This window comes from Micromonospora sp. NPDC048843, from assembly GCF_040649965.1.
Taxonomy (GTDB): Bacteria; Actinomycetota; Actinomycetes; order Mycobacteriales; family Micromonosporaceae; genus Micromonospora; species Micromonospora hortensis.
On record NZ_JBEZGJ010000015.1, the window covers coordinates 14,964 to 31,196 of the forward strand.

General features: G+C 71.8%; 14 protein-coding genes. 12 read left to right on the top strand and 2 right to left on the bottom strand.

Translation table 11 applies throughout. The features are described 5' to 3' along the window. Nucleotides 1-178 precede the first annotated feature (178 nt). Entirely contained in the window at nucleotides 179-3,430 is a 3,252-nt protein-coding gene (locus AB0C20_RS06020) for a DEAD/DEAH box helicase (protein ID WP_357567477.1), read from the top strand. A 34-nt stretch (nucleotides 3,431-3,464) separates the two neighbouring features. After that, nucleotides 3,465-4,373 carry an SWIM zinc finger family protein gene (locus AB0C20_RS06025; protein ID WP_357181201.1) on the top strand — a complete coding sequence of 303 codons (909 nt, stop codon included), beginning with the start codon at nucleotides 3,465-3,467 and terminating at the stop codon, nucleotides 4,371-4,373. 46 nt (nucleotides 4,374-4,419) lie between these two features. Here AB0C20_RS06025 and AB0C20_RS06030 read toward each other — a convergent pair whose 3' ends face one another. Next, nucleotides 4,420-4,677 (bottom strand): DUF3040 domain-containing protein, encoded by a 258-nt coding sequence (locus AB0C20_RS06030; RefSeq protein WP_091409372.1) that lies wholly within the window; start codon nucleotides 4,675-4,677, stop codon nucleotides 4,420-4,422. A 144-nt stretch (nucleotides 4,678-4,821) separates the two neighbouring features. Here AB0C20_RS06030 and AB0C20_RS06035 point away from each other — a divergent pair, with 144 nt between their 5' ends. The 6 genes from AB0C20_RS06035 (at nucleotide 4,822) to AB0C20_RS06060 (ending at nucleotide 11,399) form a co-directional block, all read left to right on the top strand. Next, entirely contained in the window at nucleotides 4,822-4,992 is a 171-nt protein-coding gene (locus tag AB0C20_RS06035) for a hypothetical protein (RefSeq protein ID WP_357567478.1), read from the top strand. A 116-nt stretch (nucleotides 4,993-5,108) separates the two neighbouring features. After that, the gene (locus tag AB0C20_RS06040; RefSeq protein ID WP_357181198.1) at nucleotides 5,109-7,190 is read left to right on the top strand and encodes a DUF1800 family protein; all 2,082 of its coding nucleotides are present in this window, start codon (nucleotides 5,109-5,111) and stop codon (nucleotides 7,188-7,190) included. 8 nt (nucleotides 7,191-7,198) lie between these two features. Next, on the top strand, nucleotides 7,199-8,581 hold the full coding sequence (locus AB0C20_RS06045; protein ID WP_357181195.1) for a DUF1501 domain-containing protein: 1,383 nt from the start codon (nucleotides 7,199-7,201) through the stop codon (nucleotides 8,579-8,581). After that, nucleotides 8,578-9,996 (top strand): ferredoxin reductase family protein, encoded by a 1,419-nt coding sequence (locus AB0C20_RS06050; RefSeq protein ID WP_357567479.1) that lies wholly within the window; start codon nucleotides 8,578-8,580, stop codon nucleotides 9,994-9,996. The genes AB0C20_RS06045 and AB0C20_RS06050 overlap by 4 nt, the downstream gene beginning before the upstream one ends. A 13-nt stretch (nucleotides 9,997-10,009) precedes the next feature. Next, complete coding sequence (locus AB0C20_RS06055; RefSeq protein ID WP_357181189.1) at nucleotides 10,010-10,627, top strand: FMN-binding protein; 618 nt, start codon at nucleotides 10,010-10,012, stop codon at nucleotides 10,625-10,627. A gap of 49 nt (nucleotides 10,628-10,676) precedes the next feature. Next, nucleotides 10,677-11,399 (top strand): FAD:protein FMN transferase, encoded by a 723-nt coding sequence (locus AB0C20_RS06060; protein WP_357567503.1) that lies wholly within the window; start codon nucleotides 10,677-10,679, stop codon nucleotides 11,397-11,399. A gap of 413 nt (nucleotides 11,400-11,812) precedes the next feature. On the opposite strand, the gene AB0C20_RS06065 is transcribed toward AB0C20_RS06060, so the two are convergent. Continuing rightward, nucleotides 11,813-12,484, bottom strand: a complete 672-nt coding sequence (locus AB0C20_RS06065; protein WP_091409390.1) for a bifunctional DNA primase/polymerase — start codon at nucleotides 12,482-12,484, stop codon at nucleotides 11,813-11,815. 248 nt (nucleotides 12,485-12,732) lie between these two features. Between AB0C20_RS06065 and AB0C20_RS06070 the strand changes: the two genes are divergently transcribed. From AB0C20_RS06070 to AB0C20_RS06085, 4 genes are all read left to right on the top strand, one after another. Then, entirely contained in the window at nucleotides 12,733-13,962 is a 1,230-nt protein-coding gene (locus AB0C20_RS06070) for a helix-turn-helix domain-containing protein (RefSeq protein WP_091409394.1), read from the top strand. 16 nt (nucleotides 13,963-13,978) lie between these two features. Then, nucleotides 13,979-14,551, top strand: coding sequence for a flavoprotein (locus AB0C20_RS06075; RefSeq protein WP_357181185.1), 573 nt, complete (start codon nucleotides 13,979-13,981; stop codon nucleotides 14,549-14,551). A gap of 82 nt (nucleotides 14,552-14,633) precedes the next feature. Continuing rightward, a complete protein-coding gene (locus tag AB0C20_RS06080; RefSeq protein ID WP_328652701.1) occupies nucleotides 14,634-15,506 on the top strand; it encodes a Nif3-like dinuclear metal center hexameric protein in 873 nt (290 codons plus the stop codon). After that, on the top strand, nucleotides 15,496-16,233 hold the full coding sequence (locus AB0C20_RS06085; protein WP_210783496.1) for a C4-type zinc ribbon domain-containing protein: 738 nt from the start codon (nucleotides 15,496-15,498) through the stop codon (nucleotides 16,231-16,233). The genes AB0C20_RS06080 and AB0C20_RS06085 overlap by 11 nt, the downstream gene beginning before the upstream one ends.

A 16,233-nucleotide genomic window follows, 5' to 3' on the forward strand; every position in this document is an offset into this window, starting at 1 on the left:
CGATCCGCAGCTCCCACCTCCAGCTCCCCGCGATCTTGCGCTTTCGGTTGCGACAAAAGGTGCACTGGTCGCAGAACGGCGACACAAAGCGCAAGATCGCGCAGGTGGGCCGGTGGGTGCGGACGCCTGGTCGGGCGGGCCGCCTATTCTGGGGGCGGGCGGCGAGTAGGGGGAGCGGGTGCTGGTCATCCACGGGCTGTGGTTGCCCGGCGGCAGCTCGACCGGCGGCCTCGCCATCTGGGCCGAGGACAGCGCCGCGCCGATCCCCGCTGCGCGTTCGGGCCGGCCGGCCCGGGAACGCCCACATCCCTTCGCCGCCGGGCACAGCGACCTGGCCGCCGTCATCGCCGACGCCGCCGAGCCGAGCCGGCCGGACACCGCGCTCCTCACCCTGCCCACCCTGGCGGGCGCGCCGACCGACTCACCCGAGCTGATCCGGACCACCGTCGCACCTGCGGCCCGCGGCCGGCTCACGCTGGCCGGGTGGCGGGTCCCCACATTGGTGTACGCCCCGGACGACGCGCTGTCGCTGCTGCGAGCCCTGGACGACGTCCCGGCGGTGGCCGGAGCCACAGTGCGGCACCTCGCCGAGCTGGCCGACTTCGCCGCCGACCTGGTGACCCGTGGCCGCGTCCTCCCCGGCGTGCAGACGACGATGGTCGACCAGACGCGCGTTGCTGGCGCGACGACGGTCGACCAGATGCCCGGCGCTGGCAGGAAGACGGCGTCGGGCGGCGCCGGGCAGGTGCCGGCGCAGGCGGTCTGGCGTCCGCTGCTGACCGGGACCGACGCGGCCTGGGCGCGCTCGCTGGCGCTGGCCCTGCCACCGGCCGCCCGCGCCGCCGTCCTGCCGTCCGCTGCCGAGCTGACCGCTGCCGAGCTGACCGCTGCCGAGCTGACCGCTGCCGTGCTGGTCGCGGACGCGCTGGACGCGTTGACAGATGCCGCCGCGCGGGCTGCGCTGGCGACCACCACGCTGGCCCGGGGGCTGCGCCCGGGTGGTCCGGCGCCGGCCTGGCTGGCTGCGCTCGCCGGCCCACAGCGGGACTTCACCATCGACCCGGCCGGGCTGGCCACCCTCTCCACCGAACTGGACGCCTGGCAGCGCGACGCCGCCGGTGGCCCGGTACGGGCCAGTTTCCGCCTTGTGGAACCAGCCCCCGACGAGGTCACCGAACCGATCCTGGCCACCCGAGCGGTGCCCGCCGGCAGCGCGCCGGTGCCGGTGCCCGCCGACAGCGCGCCGGTGTTAGCCGGGCCGCTTGGTGCCGGGCGCTGGCGGTTGGAGTTCGGGTTGCAGGCCGCGGACGAGCCTGGCCTGCACGTCGACGCCGGGGACATCTGGCGAGCGCCGCAGACCCTCGGCGGCCTGGTTGGTCGGACGACCAGCCCACAGGAGACACTCCTCGCCGAGCTGGGCCGGGCCAGTCGGCTCTGGCCGGACCTGGACGCCGCGCTGCGTACCGCCGCCCCGGAGGCGATGGAACTCGACGTCGAGGGGGCGCACCGGTTCCTCAGTGCGGGCGCTCCGGTGCTGCACGCGGCGGGTTTCGGGGTGCTACTGCCGTCCTGGTGGCAGCGTCCGTCGGCGCGACTGGGCGCCCGGTTGCGAGCGCGCAGCCGCACCGCGCCGGGCACCGTGGGTGGCGCCGATGCCGGTGTCGGTCTGGACGCCCTGGTCGACTACCGCTGGGAGATCGCGCTCGGAGACCAGCCGCTCTCCGCGGAGGAGTTGGCGGCGCTGGCCGAGACGAAGATCCCGCTGGTACGGCTCCGCGGCCGGTGGGTGGAGCTGGACCCGGGGCGGCTCGCGGCCGGGCTGCGCCTGCTCCGCTCAGCGGGCGAGCTGACAGTCGCCGACCTGCTCCGCCTCGGGCTGGCCGACGGCGAGGCCACCGGTGAGCTGCCGGTGCTGGAGGTGACCGCCGACGGGGCGCTGGGCGACCTGCTCGCTGGCGCGGTCGAGCGGCGGCTCACTCCGCTGGACCCGCCACCGGGCTTTAGGGGGACGCTGCGGCCGTACCAGCAGCGAGGGCTGGCCTGGCTTGCCTTCCTGCGCTCACTCGGCCTGGGCGGTGTGCTCGCCGACGACATGGGGCTGGGCAAGACTGTGCAACTGCTCGCGCTGCTCGCCGGGGACCCACCGGAGGTCGGGCCGACCCTGCTTGTCTGTCCGATGTCGCTGGTCGGCAACTGGCAGCGGGAGGCGGCACGCTTCACCCCGGAGCTGCGGGTACACGTACACCATGGTGCTGAGCGGGCGCGGGGGGCGGAGTTCACAGCGGCCGCGCACGGCGCGGACCTGGTCCTGACCACCTACTCGGTGGCCGCCCGCGACGCCGCTGACCTGGCCGGCATCGACTGGCACCGGGTGGTGGTGGACGAGGCGCAGGCGATCAAGAATGCGTCGACCCGGCAGGCCGAGGCGGTTCGCGCGCTGCCCGCCCGGCAGCGGGTGGCGGTGACCGGTACGCCGGTGGAGAACCGCCTCGCCGACCTCTGGTCGATCATGCAGTTCGCCAACCCGGGTCTGCTTGGGCCGGCCGCGACGTTCCGCAAACGGTTCGCCGAGCCGATCGAGCGGCACGGCGACGCCGAGGCCGCCGAGCGGCTCCGCCGGATCACCGGCCCGTTCGTGTTGCGCCGGCTCAAGACCGACTCGTCGATCATCTCCGACCTGCCGGAGAAGCTGGAGATGGAGGTGCTCTGCAACCTCACCGCCGAGCAGGCAGCGCTGTACCGGGTGGTGGTCGACGACATGCTCGCCCGGATCGAGACCAGCGACGGCATCGAACGACGCGGCCTGGTGTTGGCCACCATGACCCGCCTCAAGCAGGTCTGCAACCACCCCGCCCAGTTGCTGCGCGACGGCTCACCGCTGGAGGGCCGCTCCGGCAAGCTGGCTCGGCTCACCGAGATCCTGGAGGAGGTGCTGGCGGCGGGGGAGCGGGCACTGCTCTTCACCCAGTACGCCGAGTTCGGTGCGATGTTGCGGGGTCACCTGTCGGCGCGGTTCGGCCGGGAGGTGCTGTTCCTGCACGGTGGCCTCGGCAAGGCCGAGCGGGACGCCCTGGTGCAGCGTTTCCAGTCGGCGGAGGGTCCGCCGCTGTTCGTCCTCTCCCTCAAGGCCGGTGGCACCGGGCTGACCCTGACCGCCGCGAACCACGTGGTGCATGTGGACCGGTGGTGGAACCCGGCGGTCGAGGACCAGGCCACCGACCGGGCGTTCCGGATCGGGCAGCGCCGACGGGTGCAGGTGCGCAAGTTCGTGTGCGCCGGCACTGTCGAGGAGAAGGTGGCCGCGATGATCGCCGACAAGCGCAGCCTCGCACAACGGGTGGTCGGCACCGGCGAGCAGTGGATCACCGAGTTGTCCACCGGCCAGTTGCGGGACCTGTTCGCCCTGGAAGCCGGCGCGGTGGTCGAGTGAGCGAGCGAAGCGCCGACATGAGCGGAGCGTCGACGTGAGCACCGACCGGTTCGCCGACTACGGGCGCCCGCGTCGGGTCGACGGGGGTCTGCGGGCACGCAGTGCCCGGGGCGCGATCGGCAGGTCCTGGTGGTCGCGGCGTTTCCTGGAGGTGCTGGAGTCGTTCGCGCTCGGCACCCGGCTGACCCGGGGCCGGTCGTACGCGCGGGCCGGTCAGGTGCTCACGCTCGACATCACACCCGGGCGGGTCAGCGCGGTGGTGCAGGGCTCCCGACCGCAGCCGTACCAGGTGTCGATCGCGCTGAAGCCGTTCCCGGCTGCGCTCTGGTCCCGCATCGAGGACGAGCTGGCCGGGCAGGCGTTCTTCAGCGCCCGGCTGCTCGCCGGGGACCTTCCCGAGGAGTTGGAGGAGCTGTTCGCCGCCGCCGGCGCGCCGCTCTTCCCGGCGGCCGTGGACGAGTTGACCCAGCGCTGCAACTGCCCCGACTTCGCGGTGCCGTGCAAGCACCTCGCGGCGACGTTCTACCTGCTGGCCGAGGCGTTCGACGCGGACCCGTTCGAGCTGCTGCACTGGCGCGGTCGGTCCCGGGCGGAGTTGCTCGACGAACTCCGCGCCCGGCGGGCCGCGACCACCGGTGCCACCCCACCGCCCCCGCCGGTCGACTCACCGTCCGAACCGGACGGCGAGGTGTCGACGGTGGACACGGTGGCGCCGGTCGGTGCCGCTCGGGCGCTCGCCGGGCTGTCGGCTACGCCGCTGGCGGAGGCGGCGGACCGCTTCTGGTCGCCGCCGGTGCCGCTGCCGGATCGGCCGCCCCGACTGGTGACCGGCACCGACCTGCTGCTGCGCCAGCTCGGAGCACCGGCCCCGGCCATCGGTGGGCCGGGACTGCTCGAACGGTTGCGCCGCGCGTACCGGGCGTTCGGTCCGGCCGACAGGTGAGCTGTCACGTCCACCGGTTGAGCCGTCCCGTTGAGCTGTTGAACAGTCACGTCCAGCGGCGGCGGAACCGCCACATGATCGCGGCGTTGGCCACCAGCACCACCGCGCAGATCGCGCCGGTGAGTCGACCGGCGAACACGGCTATCGCCGGCAGCGACGCCCACAGCACGATGGTCAACAACATCAGGTAGCGGCCCCTGCGGGCTCGGGCCCGGTGGTCAAGCCGGTTGAAGAAGGCCGGGTCACTTTCCCGGAGCTGACGGGTGATCTGGTCGAATCTGCGCTGATCCTCTTTGCTGAGCATGGCGCTGCCTTCCCCTCACGCGTTCAGCGGTTCGGCGGCATACCCGCTGCGGTGGCGGCTCACGCTCACCCGCTGCTGCTACTTTTCCTCCACGCGAGCGCGCTTCATGTCCGGCTTACCTGAACCTTAAGTTTGCCTTTGGTGGTGAACGACGCCGAAACTGTCGCGTACGGCGGCGTGGTCCGATCCGTGCTCGGCTGCCGCGCGTACGCCCTGCTGGGAAGGTCTGCGGGCAGGCGCACCCCACCGCCCACCACCGAGGTCGCGCTGAGCGCTGTCTTAAGTGCCCTCACGAGTGGGTTCCGGCCACCTTGAAGGCCCCTGGGGCCTTGGTTACCTTGCCGTAGCAACCCCCTCAGGCAACAGTCGCCGCACCTGCCGCACCTGCCCGGTAGCAGCTTCCGGCGCTCATCAGAAATCGGGATTGGTACATGGCCGACCAGAATGTGCCACCACGTCGACCGCGGGACGACCGCGGTTGGGACGGACATCAGCACCCCAACGCTGACGGCTACGGCGACCCCCACACGCCAGCGCCCTACGGCTACGACTCGCCCCACCCCTACCAGGGCGGCTACGCCGCGCAGGCCGACCCGCGTGAGCAGTACGCCGGGCAGCCCGCGCCCGCCCCGCGCGGTCCGCAGTGGGTCGGCCCGGAGGGCCTTGGCCGTCCGGCTCCGGCACGACCGGCCGGCACCGGACTGCCCACCCTCGACGATGACAACGAGCCGGGTCGCAAGGTCGGCCGACGGAAGGCGATGGTGGCCCTCGGCGGCACCGCCGCCGTCGTCGCCGGTGGCGCGGCGCTCGCCATGACCCCGCAGATCCGTGGCCTCTTCGGCGACGAAGCGGCGGCCGGCGACGCGACCGGCAGCACGGTGACCGACGGCACCGCGGCGCGGCCCAGCGGCCAGCAGCCCAGCACCGTGCGTACCTACACCGAGCAGAACGAAAGCTACATGGGTTCCCGGGCCGGCGAGGCGCTGAAGAAGAACGCGCCGGCCGGTGGGCGGACCTTCTCCGGCCCGGCCGCTGCCGCTGCGGCGACCAAGGTGACAGTGAAGACGGTGCTGGCCAAGGACCCGATCCTGCACCTGGCCCGGCGCACCACCTTCGGCGTGACGCCCGCTGTGGTCGCCGACATCAAGCGCGAGGGCATGGACGCCTGGATCCGCGCCCAGCTGGACCCGGAGAAGTTGGAGCCGAGCAAGGGTGAGCTGAAGCTCGCCGAGCTGCCGACCCAGAAGCTCTCCGTGCAGCAGTTGCGCGACCAGCGGGACAAGCTCAACGAGCAGGACGCCCACCCGGAGCGGGAGATGGTCGACGCCACCATCGCCCGGCAGATCTGGTCCAAGCGCCAGCTGTTCGAGGTGATGGTCGACTTCTGGAACGACTTCCTGCACGTCGCCGCGGACTTCGACGGCGGCGAGGTGTACCGCAACTCGTTCGACCAGGACGTCGTGCGCAAGCACGCGCTGGGCAGCTACCCGGAGATGCTGGTCGCCGCGAACAAGCACCCGGCGCTGCTGATCTACCTGAACCAGAAGGACTCCCGTAAGGACGCGATCAACGAGAACCTCGCCCGGGAGAACCTCGAGCTCTACTCGGTCGGCGTCGACGGCGGTTACAAGGAGCCCGACGTCCGGCAGGCCGCCATGTTGCAGACCGGCCGCGGTGTCGACGACAAGGGCAAGTACGTCTTCCGCCCCGAGCAGCACTACGTCGGCAAGGTGAAGATCCTCGGCTTCACCCACGCGAACAACTCGGCCGACCCGAAGAAGGCCGAAGCGGCGATCGACGCGTACATCACCTACATCGCGACGCACCCGTCGACAGCGAAGTACGTGGCGCAGAGCCTGGCCACCCGGTTCGTCTCGGACACCCCGCCGAAGTCCCTCGTGGACCGGCTGGCGAAGACGTACACCACGAACAAGGGCATGATCAAGCCGGTCCTGATGACGCTGTTCTGCTCGTCGGAGTTCTGGGCCGGTGTGGGTCAGAAGGTGCGCCGGCCGATGGAGTACCTGGTCGCCACGTACCGCACCCTGGGTGTCTCGCCGGAGGCGTCGCCGAAGCACAACAACGGCGACAGCAAGCGCACCGCGTACGCCCGGGGGCTGCGCCAGATCCACGACAAGATGCGCGAGCTGGGCCAGTCCCCGATGGGTCATCCGACCCCGGACGGCTACCCGGACGTCTACGTCGCGTGGACCTCGGCCGGCACGATGGTCAACGGCTGGAACGAGGCGGGCGAGATCCTCGCCGGCTACCGCACCACCTTCACGTACACGGCGCCGGAGAAGCTGGTCGCCAAGCCACCGGCGACGGCCGGGGCGTTCGTGGACGCGCTCTCCCTGCGGCTCGTGGGCCAGAAGTTGAGCACGCGGGAGAAGAACCTCATCCTCGGCGTGGCCGGTGTGGCGGCGACCACCAAGGTCGACGCCACGTTCAACGGGGCCATCACCGCCGTCGCGCGGGCGATCCTCGCTTCCCCCCAGCACCACCTCCGGTGAGGCACCCGATGGAGAAGACTGTGTACAACTCTTTCCCCCTGCACCCCGAATGCCCCGACGTGCGACGGCTGGCCGACAACCCGGCCGAGGCGTTGCTGCGCGCCGAGGCGGACATCGTCGCCGCCGAGAACGCCGCCGAGTTCGACAGGTACCGCACCCTGGAGGACCTGGAGGAGGCTCAGCAGGACGGTCGCGGCGTGACCCGGCGGACCTTCGTCGCCGGTGCCGCGGCCACCGCCACCGCGCTGGCCACCGCCCAGTTCGTCACCACCTCGGCATCGTTCGCGGCGACCAAGACCGGCACCCTGATCCACGTCTTCCTCTATGGCGGGCTGGACGGCCTGAGCCTGATCGCGCCGGACAACGACGCGGTGCTCAACAAGGCCCGGCCCGACCTGCTGCTCGGCAACGACTCGCTGGCCCTGGGCCGCGGCTTCAAGCTGACCAGCGCGTTCAAGCCGCTGGAGAAGTGGCTCACGGCCGGTCAGCTCGGCTTCATCCCGGCGGTCTCCGACGAGCGGCTGTCCCGCAGCCACTTCCAGGCCGCCGACGCCTGCAACCTGGGCGGGCTGCCCAACGAGACCGGCGGCCGGGGTTGGCTCGACGGTCTGGTCGACAACCTGGGCAAGGGCACCGCGTTCCGCAGCGTCGGCATCGGCAGCACCCTGCCGCGTTCGCTGGTCGGCAACAACGGCGCGCTGTCGCTGAACAACGTCGGCTCGCTGCGGCTCAACGGTGACGAGCGGTTCCGGGCCGCCACCGAGAAGGCCATCAAGGGCCTCTTCACCGGGATCAACCACCCGGTCGAGGAAGCCGTGCAGGAGGGCATGGGCGCGCTGGCCACCGCCCAGAAGCTCGCCGCCAAGCCGTACCAGCCCGCCGAGGGCGTCAAGTACGAGGGCGTCGGCAACGCGTTCCAGCAACTCGCCCAGTTGATCAAGGGCGGCGCCAACGTCCGGGTCGCCACTGTCGGCATGGGCGGCTACGACACCCACGAGAACCAGGGCACCCGCGAGGGTGGCCAACTGCACCGCCGGCTCAACGAGCTGGCCAGCGCGATGGCCGCCTTCTTCACCGACCTCGGCCCGAAGGCCGCCGACGTGACGATCATGGTGTCCAGCGAGTTCGGCCGTCGGGTCGGCTCCAACAACAACGGCACCGACCACGGGCACGGCGGCGTGATCACCCTGCTGTCCGGCAAGAAGCTGGCCGGTTCGCTGCTGGGCACCTGGAACGGTCTGGACAAGCTGGACTCCGGCGACGTGCCGGAGTACAACAACATGTTCAACGTCTACGGCGCCGTGGCGCAGGGCCGGTTCGGGCTCACCAACGCGGAGGTCGACAAGGTCTTCCCCCGCCAGAAGTACGCCCCGATGAAGCTGTACGCGTGACGCATTCGCACACCCACGCCGCCGGCCGTCGTATCGGGACATCGTCCCGGCACGGCGGCCGGTCGGCTGCGCCCGTACCCCCGCAGATCCCGGACCGGCGCGGGCCCGGCGGCCGACGGCTGTTGGGCGTGCTGCTCCTGGTCGGCCTGCTCGCCAGCGTGCTGCCCTGGTGGCTGGGCACCCCGGCCGGATCGTTGCGGACCACCGCGGCCACCGTCACCTCGGCCGGCCGGATCACCGGCCTGGTCGCCGGCTACCTGCTGCTGGTGCAGGTGCTGATGATGAGCCGACTGCCGGTGCTGGAACGGTGGATCGGCGGCGAGCACATGGCCCGCTGGCACCGGGACATCGGCGCCACACTGCTGGTCGCCGTGCTGGCGCACATGTCGCTGATCCTGGTCGGCTACGCCGACCTGCGTAAGCAGTCGGTCCTCGCCGAGGTCGGCACGTTGCTCGGCGACTACGAGGACATGGTCTCGGCGTTCGTCGCGGCCGGCATCATGATGCTTGTCGGCTTCAGCAGCATTCGCACCATCCGGCGGGCGCTGCCCTACGAGATGTGGCACCTGCTGCACCTGTCCAGCTACCTGGTCCTGCTGCTCGGCTTCGGCCACCAGTTCACCCACGGCGCGCAGCTGTACCGGCCCGGCCCGGTGCGCACCGGCTGGATCGCGCTCTACGTGCTGGTGGTCGCCGCCCTGCTCTGGGGCCGCGTGATCGCGCCGCTGGCGTTCAACCTGCGATACAAGCTGCGGGTCGCCGACGTGGTCGCCGAGAGCCCCGACACCATCTCCATCTACCTCACCGGGGAGCGGCTCGGCCGGCTGGCGATGCTCGGCGGCCAACACTTCCGCTGGCGGTTCCTCACCCGGGGCTGCTGGTGGCAGTCGCACCCGTTCTCCGTCTCCGCCGCCGCCAACGGCCGCTGGCTGCGGGTCACCGTCAAGGTGGTCGGTACCCACACCGCCGACCTGCGCGACCTGGAACCGGGCACCCGGGTCTGGGCCGAAGGCCCGTCGGGCACCTTCACCGCCGCGCACCGGCTTGGCGAGCGGGCGCTGCTGATCGCCGGTGGCAGCGGCATCACGCCGATCCGGGCCATGCTGGAGGAGCTGCCGCCGGGCGCGGCGCTGATCTACCGCGCCCGCACACCGGCCGACGTGCTGCTCAGCCGCGAGTTGGACTGGCTGGCCCAGGAACGCCACACCTCCGTCTGGTACGTCATCGGCTCCCGCGACGACCCCGGCCCCCGCCAGTTGATGAGCCCCGACGGGCTGCGGCAACTGGTGCCCGACGTGGCCCGCCGCGACGTCTACCTGTGCGGGCCACCCGGTTTGGTGGAACAGTCGGTGCGGGCGCTGCGGCGGGCCGGCGTGCCCCGACGGCAGATCCATCTGGCCACGTTCGAGCTGTAGGAAGGGCATCCCCATGCGTCGCGCGCTCCTCGCGATCACCGGCCTGGCCGCCAGCACCACCGCGCTCGTGGTGTTCAAGGGCTCGCCAGGCACCAGCCAGGTCGCCCAGAACCTGCCTACCGCGCAGCCGGTCAACCCCTCCGGGCCGGGCACCGACCCCGGCGCCGCCGCGGGTGCGCCGGGCACCGACCCGGCCGGCGGCACGCCGACGTCATCGGAAAGCGCCAAGCCGTCGACGTCGCCCAAGCCCGGCAAGACCACCGCCCGCCCGTCGGGCACCAAGACGACGAAGGCCCCCAGCGCGCCGCGGACCACCACCAAGGCACCCCAGTCGACCACCCGCCGGGTCACCGGAACCGGCTTCGACGCGGTTGACAGCAGCCAGAAGTACGGGTTCGTGACGGTGCAGATCGTGGTCTCCGGCAACCGGATCGTCGACGCCGTCGCGCTGTCGCTGCCCAGCGGGGGTGAATCCGACATCCACAGCGGCGACGTCCGTACCGCCTACGACGGCAGCGGCGCCGAGGTGGTGCAGAAGCAGAGCGCCAACCTCAACACCGTCTCCGGTGCCACAGCCACCAGCGACGCCTACAAGAAGTCCCTGCGGTCCGCCATCGAGAAGGCATTCTGACGTGCGGGCCACGCTGACCCGACCCGGGCTGTGCCGGGTCGAACAGATCATGGGTACGACGATCACCCTGGACCTCGCCGACGATCTGCCACCGGCGACAGCGCGCGAGCTGGCGGACGAGGTCTTCGCCTGGATGCACGAGGTGGACACGCGGTTCAGCACCTACAAGCCGGACAGCGAGGTGTGCCGCTTCGACAGGGGCGAGGTGCTGCTCTCCGAGGCGTCAGCGGACCTGCGGTACGTGCTGGAGACCTGCGCCGACCTGTGGGGTGCCACCGACGGGTTCTTCGACGCGTACGCCACCGGTCGGCTCGACCCGTCCGGCTACGTCAAGGGCTGGGCCGCTCAGGTCGCCTCGGACCGCCTCGTCGCGGCCGGGGCCGTCAACCACTGCGTGAACGCCGGCGGCGACGTACGGGTGCGGGGCCTGTCACCGTCCGGGGAGCCGTGGCGTATCGGCATCCGGCACCCGTGGGACGCGATGGCGGCCTGCCTGGTGCTCAGCGGGACCGACCTGGCCGTGGCGACATCCGGCGTGTACGAGCGGGGCCGGCACGTGCTGGACCCGCGCCGGGGCACACCGGCCAGTGGGCTGCGCTCGGTGACTGTGGTCGGCACCGATCTCGGGGTGGCCGACGCGTACGCCACCGCCGCCCTCGCCATGGGCACCCCCGGCCTCAACTGGCTGGCCCGCCTGGACGGCCACACCCACGCGGCGATAACCGACAACGCCCGCCAGTACCACTCCGCCGACCTCCCCCTAACCGACTAGCCCCCGCACCCCCGCGCACCCCCGCGCACCCCTCCGCTCCCCGCGATCTTGCAGTTTCGGTTGCTGGCTTGTCCCGTTATGTAGAGATTGTCGGGACAGAAAGTGCAAGATCGACGGGAGTTTGGGGTGGGGGTCGCGGCGACCCGACTAGCGGAGGGGGCGGTGGGTGCCTGCTGGGCGGGAGCCAGTGGGGCGTGGGCGGCCGGGGCGGGAGCCGGACGGGCGGGTGCCGGCCCAGCGGCGCCCCGGGTGGCTGCGCCGGGGCGGCTCGGTGCCGCCGGGGTGAGGCGCTCTGTCGTTTGTGGACATCGTTCCCCCGTTCGTGGCGCGCGTTCGCACCGTCCCCCTGTCAACGAGGACCGACGCCTCGGCGACGCTGTCGGGCACCGGATCGAATCGCCGACCGGCCGGTTTCACATGCCTCGTCGGGGCAGCGGCAGGTGACCGGGGAGCAGGTCGGGGGCGAGCGTCACCCCGGCGGCGCGCAGCGCCCCGATCAACGTGTTCTGCACGAGGTACGAATCCGGAAGCTGCCAGCGCGCCTGTTCCGGGGCGACCGCCCAGCGGACCGTGCCCTCCGGCAGCCGGGTGGGCGGCGCGGGGATCCACGAGCCCGGCCCGTGCCGGACCACGTGGAAGCAGTGCTCCAACTCCGGCCGGAGCGGGTCGCCGGGACGGACCAGGAACATCCACCGCCCGGTGGGCGTGACCAGCACCGGTCCGCGTACGCCGGTGCCGGCCGGGTGGATCTGGACCGCGTCGAGCACGTGTCGGCCGAGGTGGGCGGGCACCTCCAGCACGTCGAAGGCTCGGCCGGTGGGCAGCAGCACCCCGTGTGGTCGGCTCCGCCACCAGGTCGCCACCCGGGCCGGGTCGGCGCTGGCGGCCAGTTCCCAGTTCTCCAGGGCGGGGTGGCAGCCCACTGTGGGACAGCCGGCCCGCCCGCAGACGAAGCGGCTGCGGGCCAGACAGGCACCAGGGGTGACTTCCCAGCCGTGTACCGCGTACCGGATGGCGACCCGGCGCAGCCGGACCCGTTCCAGCGGCGACAGTTCGGCAACGCGCGGTACGACATTCCCCCACATGTGTGCCAACTCCTCTCGTCGGGCCCGGCGTTCGCCAGGTCGCATGTCGAGCACCGTCACTGCCGTAACCCACGATCGTTGAGGTTGACGAACGGCTCGTGCAACTTGCACGAAAAGTACGAGGACTACCTGTACGGCTGACGTACATCCTGTGCGACCAGCGAAAACCTGAAAATGAACGGCAGTCGCCGCACCCGGGGACATCGCCCCGACTCGATTGGTCGTCGGTGGCAGGGGAGGATGGGGAGATGGACGAGCTACCCATAGGACGGCGAGTGGCCTACTGGCGGGGGCGACGCAAGATGTCGCAGCAGGTCTTCGCGGACCGGCTGGGCAAGTCCAAGAGCTGGGTGGACAAGGTCGAACGCGGCGTCCGACGGTTGGACAAGTTCTCCGTCCTCTACGAGATCGCCGACATCCTTCAGATGGACGTGCAGCTGCTCATGGGCAAGGACCCGGAGCGGCGCGCCGACGCCCTCAACTGCATCGACCAGGTCGAGGTGCAGGAGATCCGGGCGGCGCTGGAACGCTACGACTCGATGAGCGCGTACTTCGACGCGGCGCCGTACCCGCCCCCGATGGACGACATGCGCAAGGCCGTCAACCACGCCTGGCTCACCTACCAGTACGGCCGCTACGGGATGCTCACCCGGGCGCTGCCGAAGCTGCTGCGCGACGCCCAGGCGGCCGACGCCGCCTACGGTGGTGAGCAGGCCGCCGAGGCGGCCCACCTGCTCGGCCAGGTCTACCAGATCGCCTCCTCGGTGCTGCGCAAGCTCGGCGAGTGCGAGCTCGCCTGGCTGGCCGCCGACCGGTCGATGGCGGTGGCCCAGCGGGCCGACGATCCGCTGCTCGCCGGGATCGCCACCACCCGGGTGTGCAACGCCCTGGTAGCGATGGGCCGGGCCCGCCCCGCGCTGGAGCTGAACGTCCAGATCGCCAACCGGCTGGCGCCGGGTGGCAGCAACGAGGTCTCACCGGCCCGCCTGTCCGTCTACGGGATGCTGCTGCTCCAGGGCGCGATGGCCGCGTCCCGCATCGGTGACTCGGCCAGCGTCGACGACCTGATCAACTGCGCGCAGGAGGCCGCGACCCTGCTCGGCGGCGACCACAACCACTACTGGACGTCGTTCGGCCCGACAAACGTCGAGCTGCACCGGGCCGCCGCCGCCGTGGAGCTGGGCGACGGGGGGCGGGCCGTGGAGGTGCACCAGCTGCGCATCGCGGAGCCCGCCTTCAACGCGCTGCTGCCCGAGCGCCGCGCCCACCACCTGCTCGACATCGCCCGCGGGTACGCCCAGATAGGTGACGTGGCGAACGCCGGCGAGATGCTGCTGCTCGGTGACCGGCTCGCCCCGTCGGAGATCCGCTGCCGGCCGATCGCGCACGAGGTGATGTCCGACATCCTCCGTCGCACACGTGGTGCGCCGCCTTCTCCGGTAGCGGAGTTGGCTGAGCACATGGGAGTAGGGGTATGAGCGCGGAGCCGGTCTGATGGCCGGTGCAGCGCACAGCAGCGGGCACCGCGAGGTGCTCTACGTCATCGCCTGCGGTTCGCCGCTGGCCCGGCACGTCGGTCGTCTGGTCGACCTCGCCCAACAGGACGGTTGGGACGTCTGCGTGGTCAGCACGCCGGACGGCGCGAAGTTCGTCGACCAGTCGGCCCTGATTCGGCAGACCGGCCACCCGGTCCGGACGCACTACAAGAACCCCGGTGACCCGGACGTGCTGCCGCCCGCCGACGCCATGATCGTCTGCCCGGCCACCGTCAACACCGTCAACAAGTGGGCCGCCGGGATCACCGACACCCTGGCGCTCGGGCTGTTGGTCGAAGCCCAGGGAAAGGGCGTCCCCATCGTGGCGGTGCCGTACACAAACGCGGCGATGGCCTGCCACCCGGCGTTTCGGGCCGGGGTGGCCCGGCTGGCCGAGTGGGGCGTCACTGTGCTCTTCGGCGACGATGTGATCGCTCTGCATCCGCCGGGGACGGGGGAACAGCACCTGCACGCCTTCCCCTGGGCGATGCCGCTGGCGGCATTGCAGACCGTCTCCTGGAGCGCCGCCTAGCGCATCCGGCAGATCTTCCACCCGACGCGGCCGGGCCAGGTGTCACCGCCCGGCGGCCCCGACGCCGGTAAGCTGGCCCGCCGTGAGCACAAGCGGATCCGCCCCCACAGTCAGCGACGTGGTGGCCGCGCTGGAACGGCGCTTTCCGCCGGTCTGGGCGGAGGAGTGGGACCGGGTGGGCCTGGTGCTCGGTGAGCCGGCCGCCCCGGTCCGCCGGGTGCTCTGCGTGGTCGACGTGGTGCCCGAAACTGTCGACGAAGCCCTCGCCGCCGACGCGGACATGATCGTGGCGCATCACCCGCTGCTGCTGCGCGGGGTGTCGTCGGTCGCCGCGACGACCTTCAAGGGGCGGATCATCCACCAGTTGATCCGGGCCGGGGTGGCGCTCTACGCGGCGCACACCAACGCCGACGTGGCCTCGCCGGGTGTCTCCGACGCCCTCGCCGCCCGCTTCGGGCTCACCGGTCTGCGCCCACTTCAACGACCCGCGCCCGGCTCGCCCGCCCACGGCGACGACAGGGGTTTCGGCCGGATCGGCGAACTGCCCCAGCCGATGACCCTCGCCGAGCTGACCCGGCACGCGGCAGCGGTGCTCCCCGTCACGTCCTGGGGAGTTCGCGCGGCGGGGGATCCCGGGCGTATGGTTCGTACCCTCGCCGTCAGCGGCGGGTCGGGGGACAGCTTCCTCGGCGCCGCTACCGCCGCCGGGGTGGACGCGTTCCTCACCGCCGACCTGCGGCACCACCCGGCCGGCGAGCACCTCGCCGCCGATGGTCCCGCCCTGATCGACGCCGCCCACTGGGCGACCGAACGACCGTGGCTGGACGACCTGGCCGCCTTCCTCCGGGAGGCGCTGGACGTCGAGACGCTGGTGTCCGACCTGGACACCGACCCGTGGACCGTGCACGCCGCCGCACCCGCTGTGGACGACAAGGAGCCCGACCGTGAAGGCTGACCCCAAGGTGCAGCGCCGCCTGCTCGACCTCCAGGCGATCGACACCAACCTCGCCCAGCTCGCCCACCGCAGGCGGACGCTTGCCGAGCGGGCCGAACTGGAGTCGCTGGCCCGGGAGCTGTCGTCGATGGAGGACGAGCGGGTCCGCGCCCAGGTGGCGGTGGACGACCTGGACCGGGACATCGCCCGGTTGGAGAAGGACGTCGAGCAGGTCCGGGCCCGCAAGGAGAAGGACGAGAACCGGCTGGCCGCCGGCACCGGCCCGGCCCGCGAGCTGGAGGCGCTCCAGCACGAGCTGGTCTCGCTCAAGCGCCGCCAGGGCGACCTTGAGGACGCCGAGCTGGAGCTGATGGAGCAGCGGGAGACCGCGCAGGGCGTACTGGACGGCGTGGAGCAGCGGCTGGCCGAGACCCGGGACAAGCGGGCCGCTACCGAGCAGCGCCGCGACGAGGCGCTGGCCGAGATCGCCAAGGAGGAGGAGTTCAAGCGGGGCGCCCGTCAGCCGCTCGCCGCCGACCTCCCCAGCGAGCTGGTCAACCTCTACGACAAGATCCGCGAGGACACCGGGTTGGGTGCCGCGCTGCTCACCGGCGGCCGCTGCGGCGGGTGCCGCCTGGACCTGTCCGGCGCCGACCTGGCCCGGATCCGCAAGGCCGCCCCCGACGACGTGGTCCGCTGTGAGGACTGCCGACGGATCATGGTCCGCACCAACGAGTCGGGCCTGTAG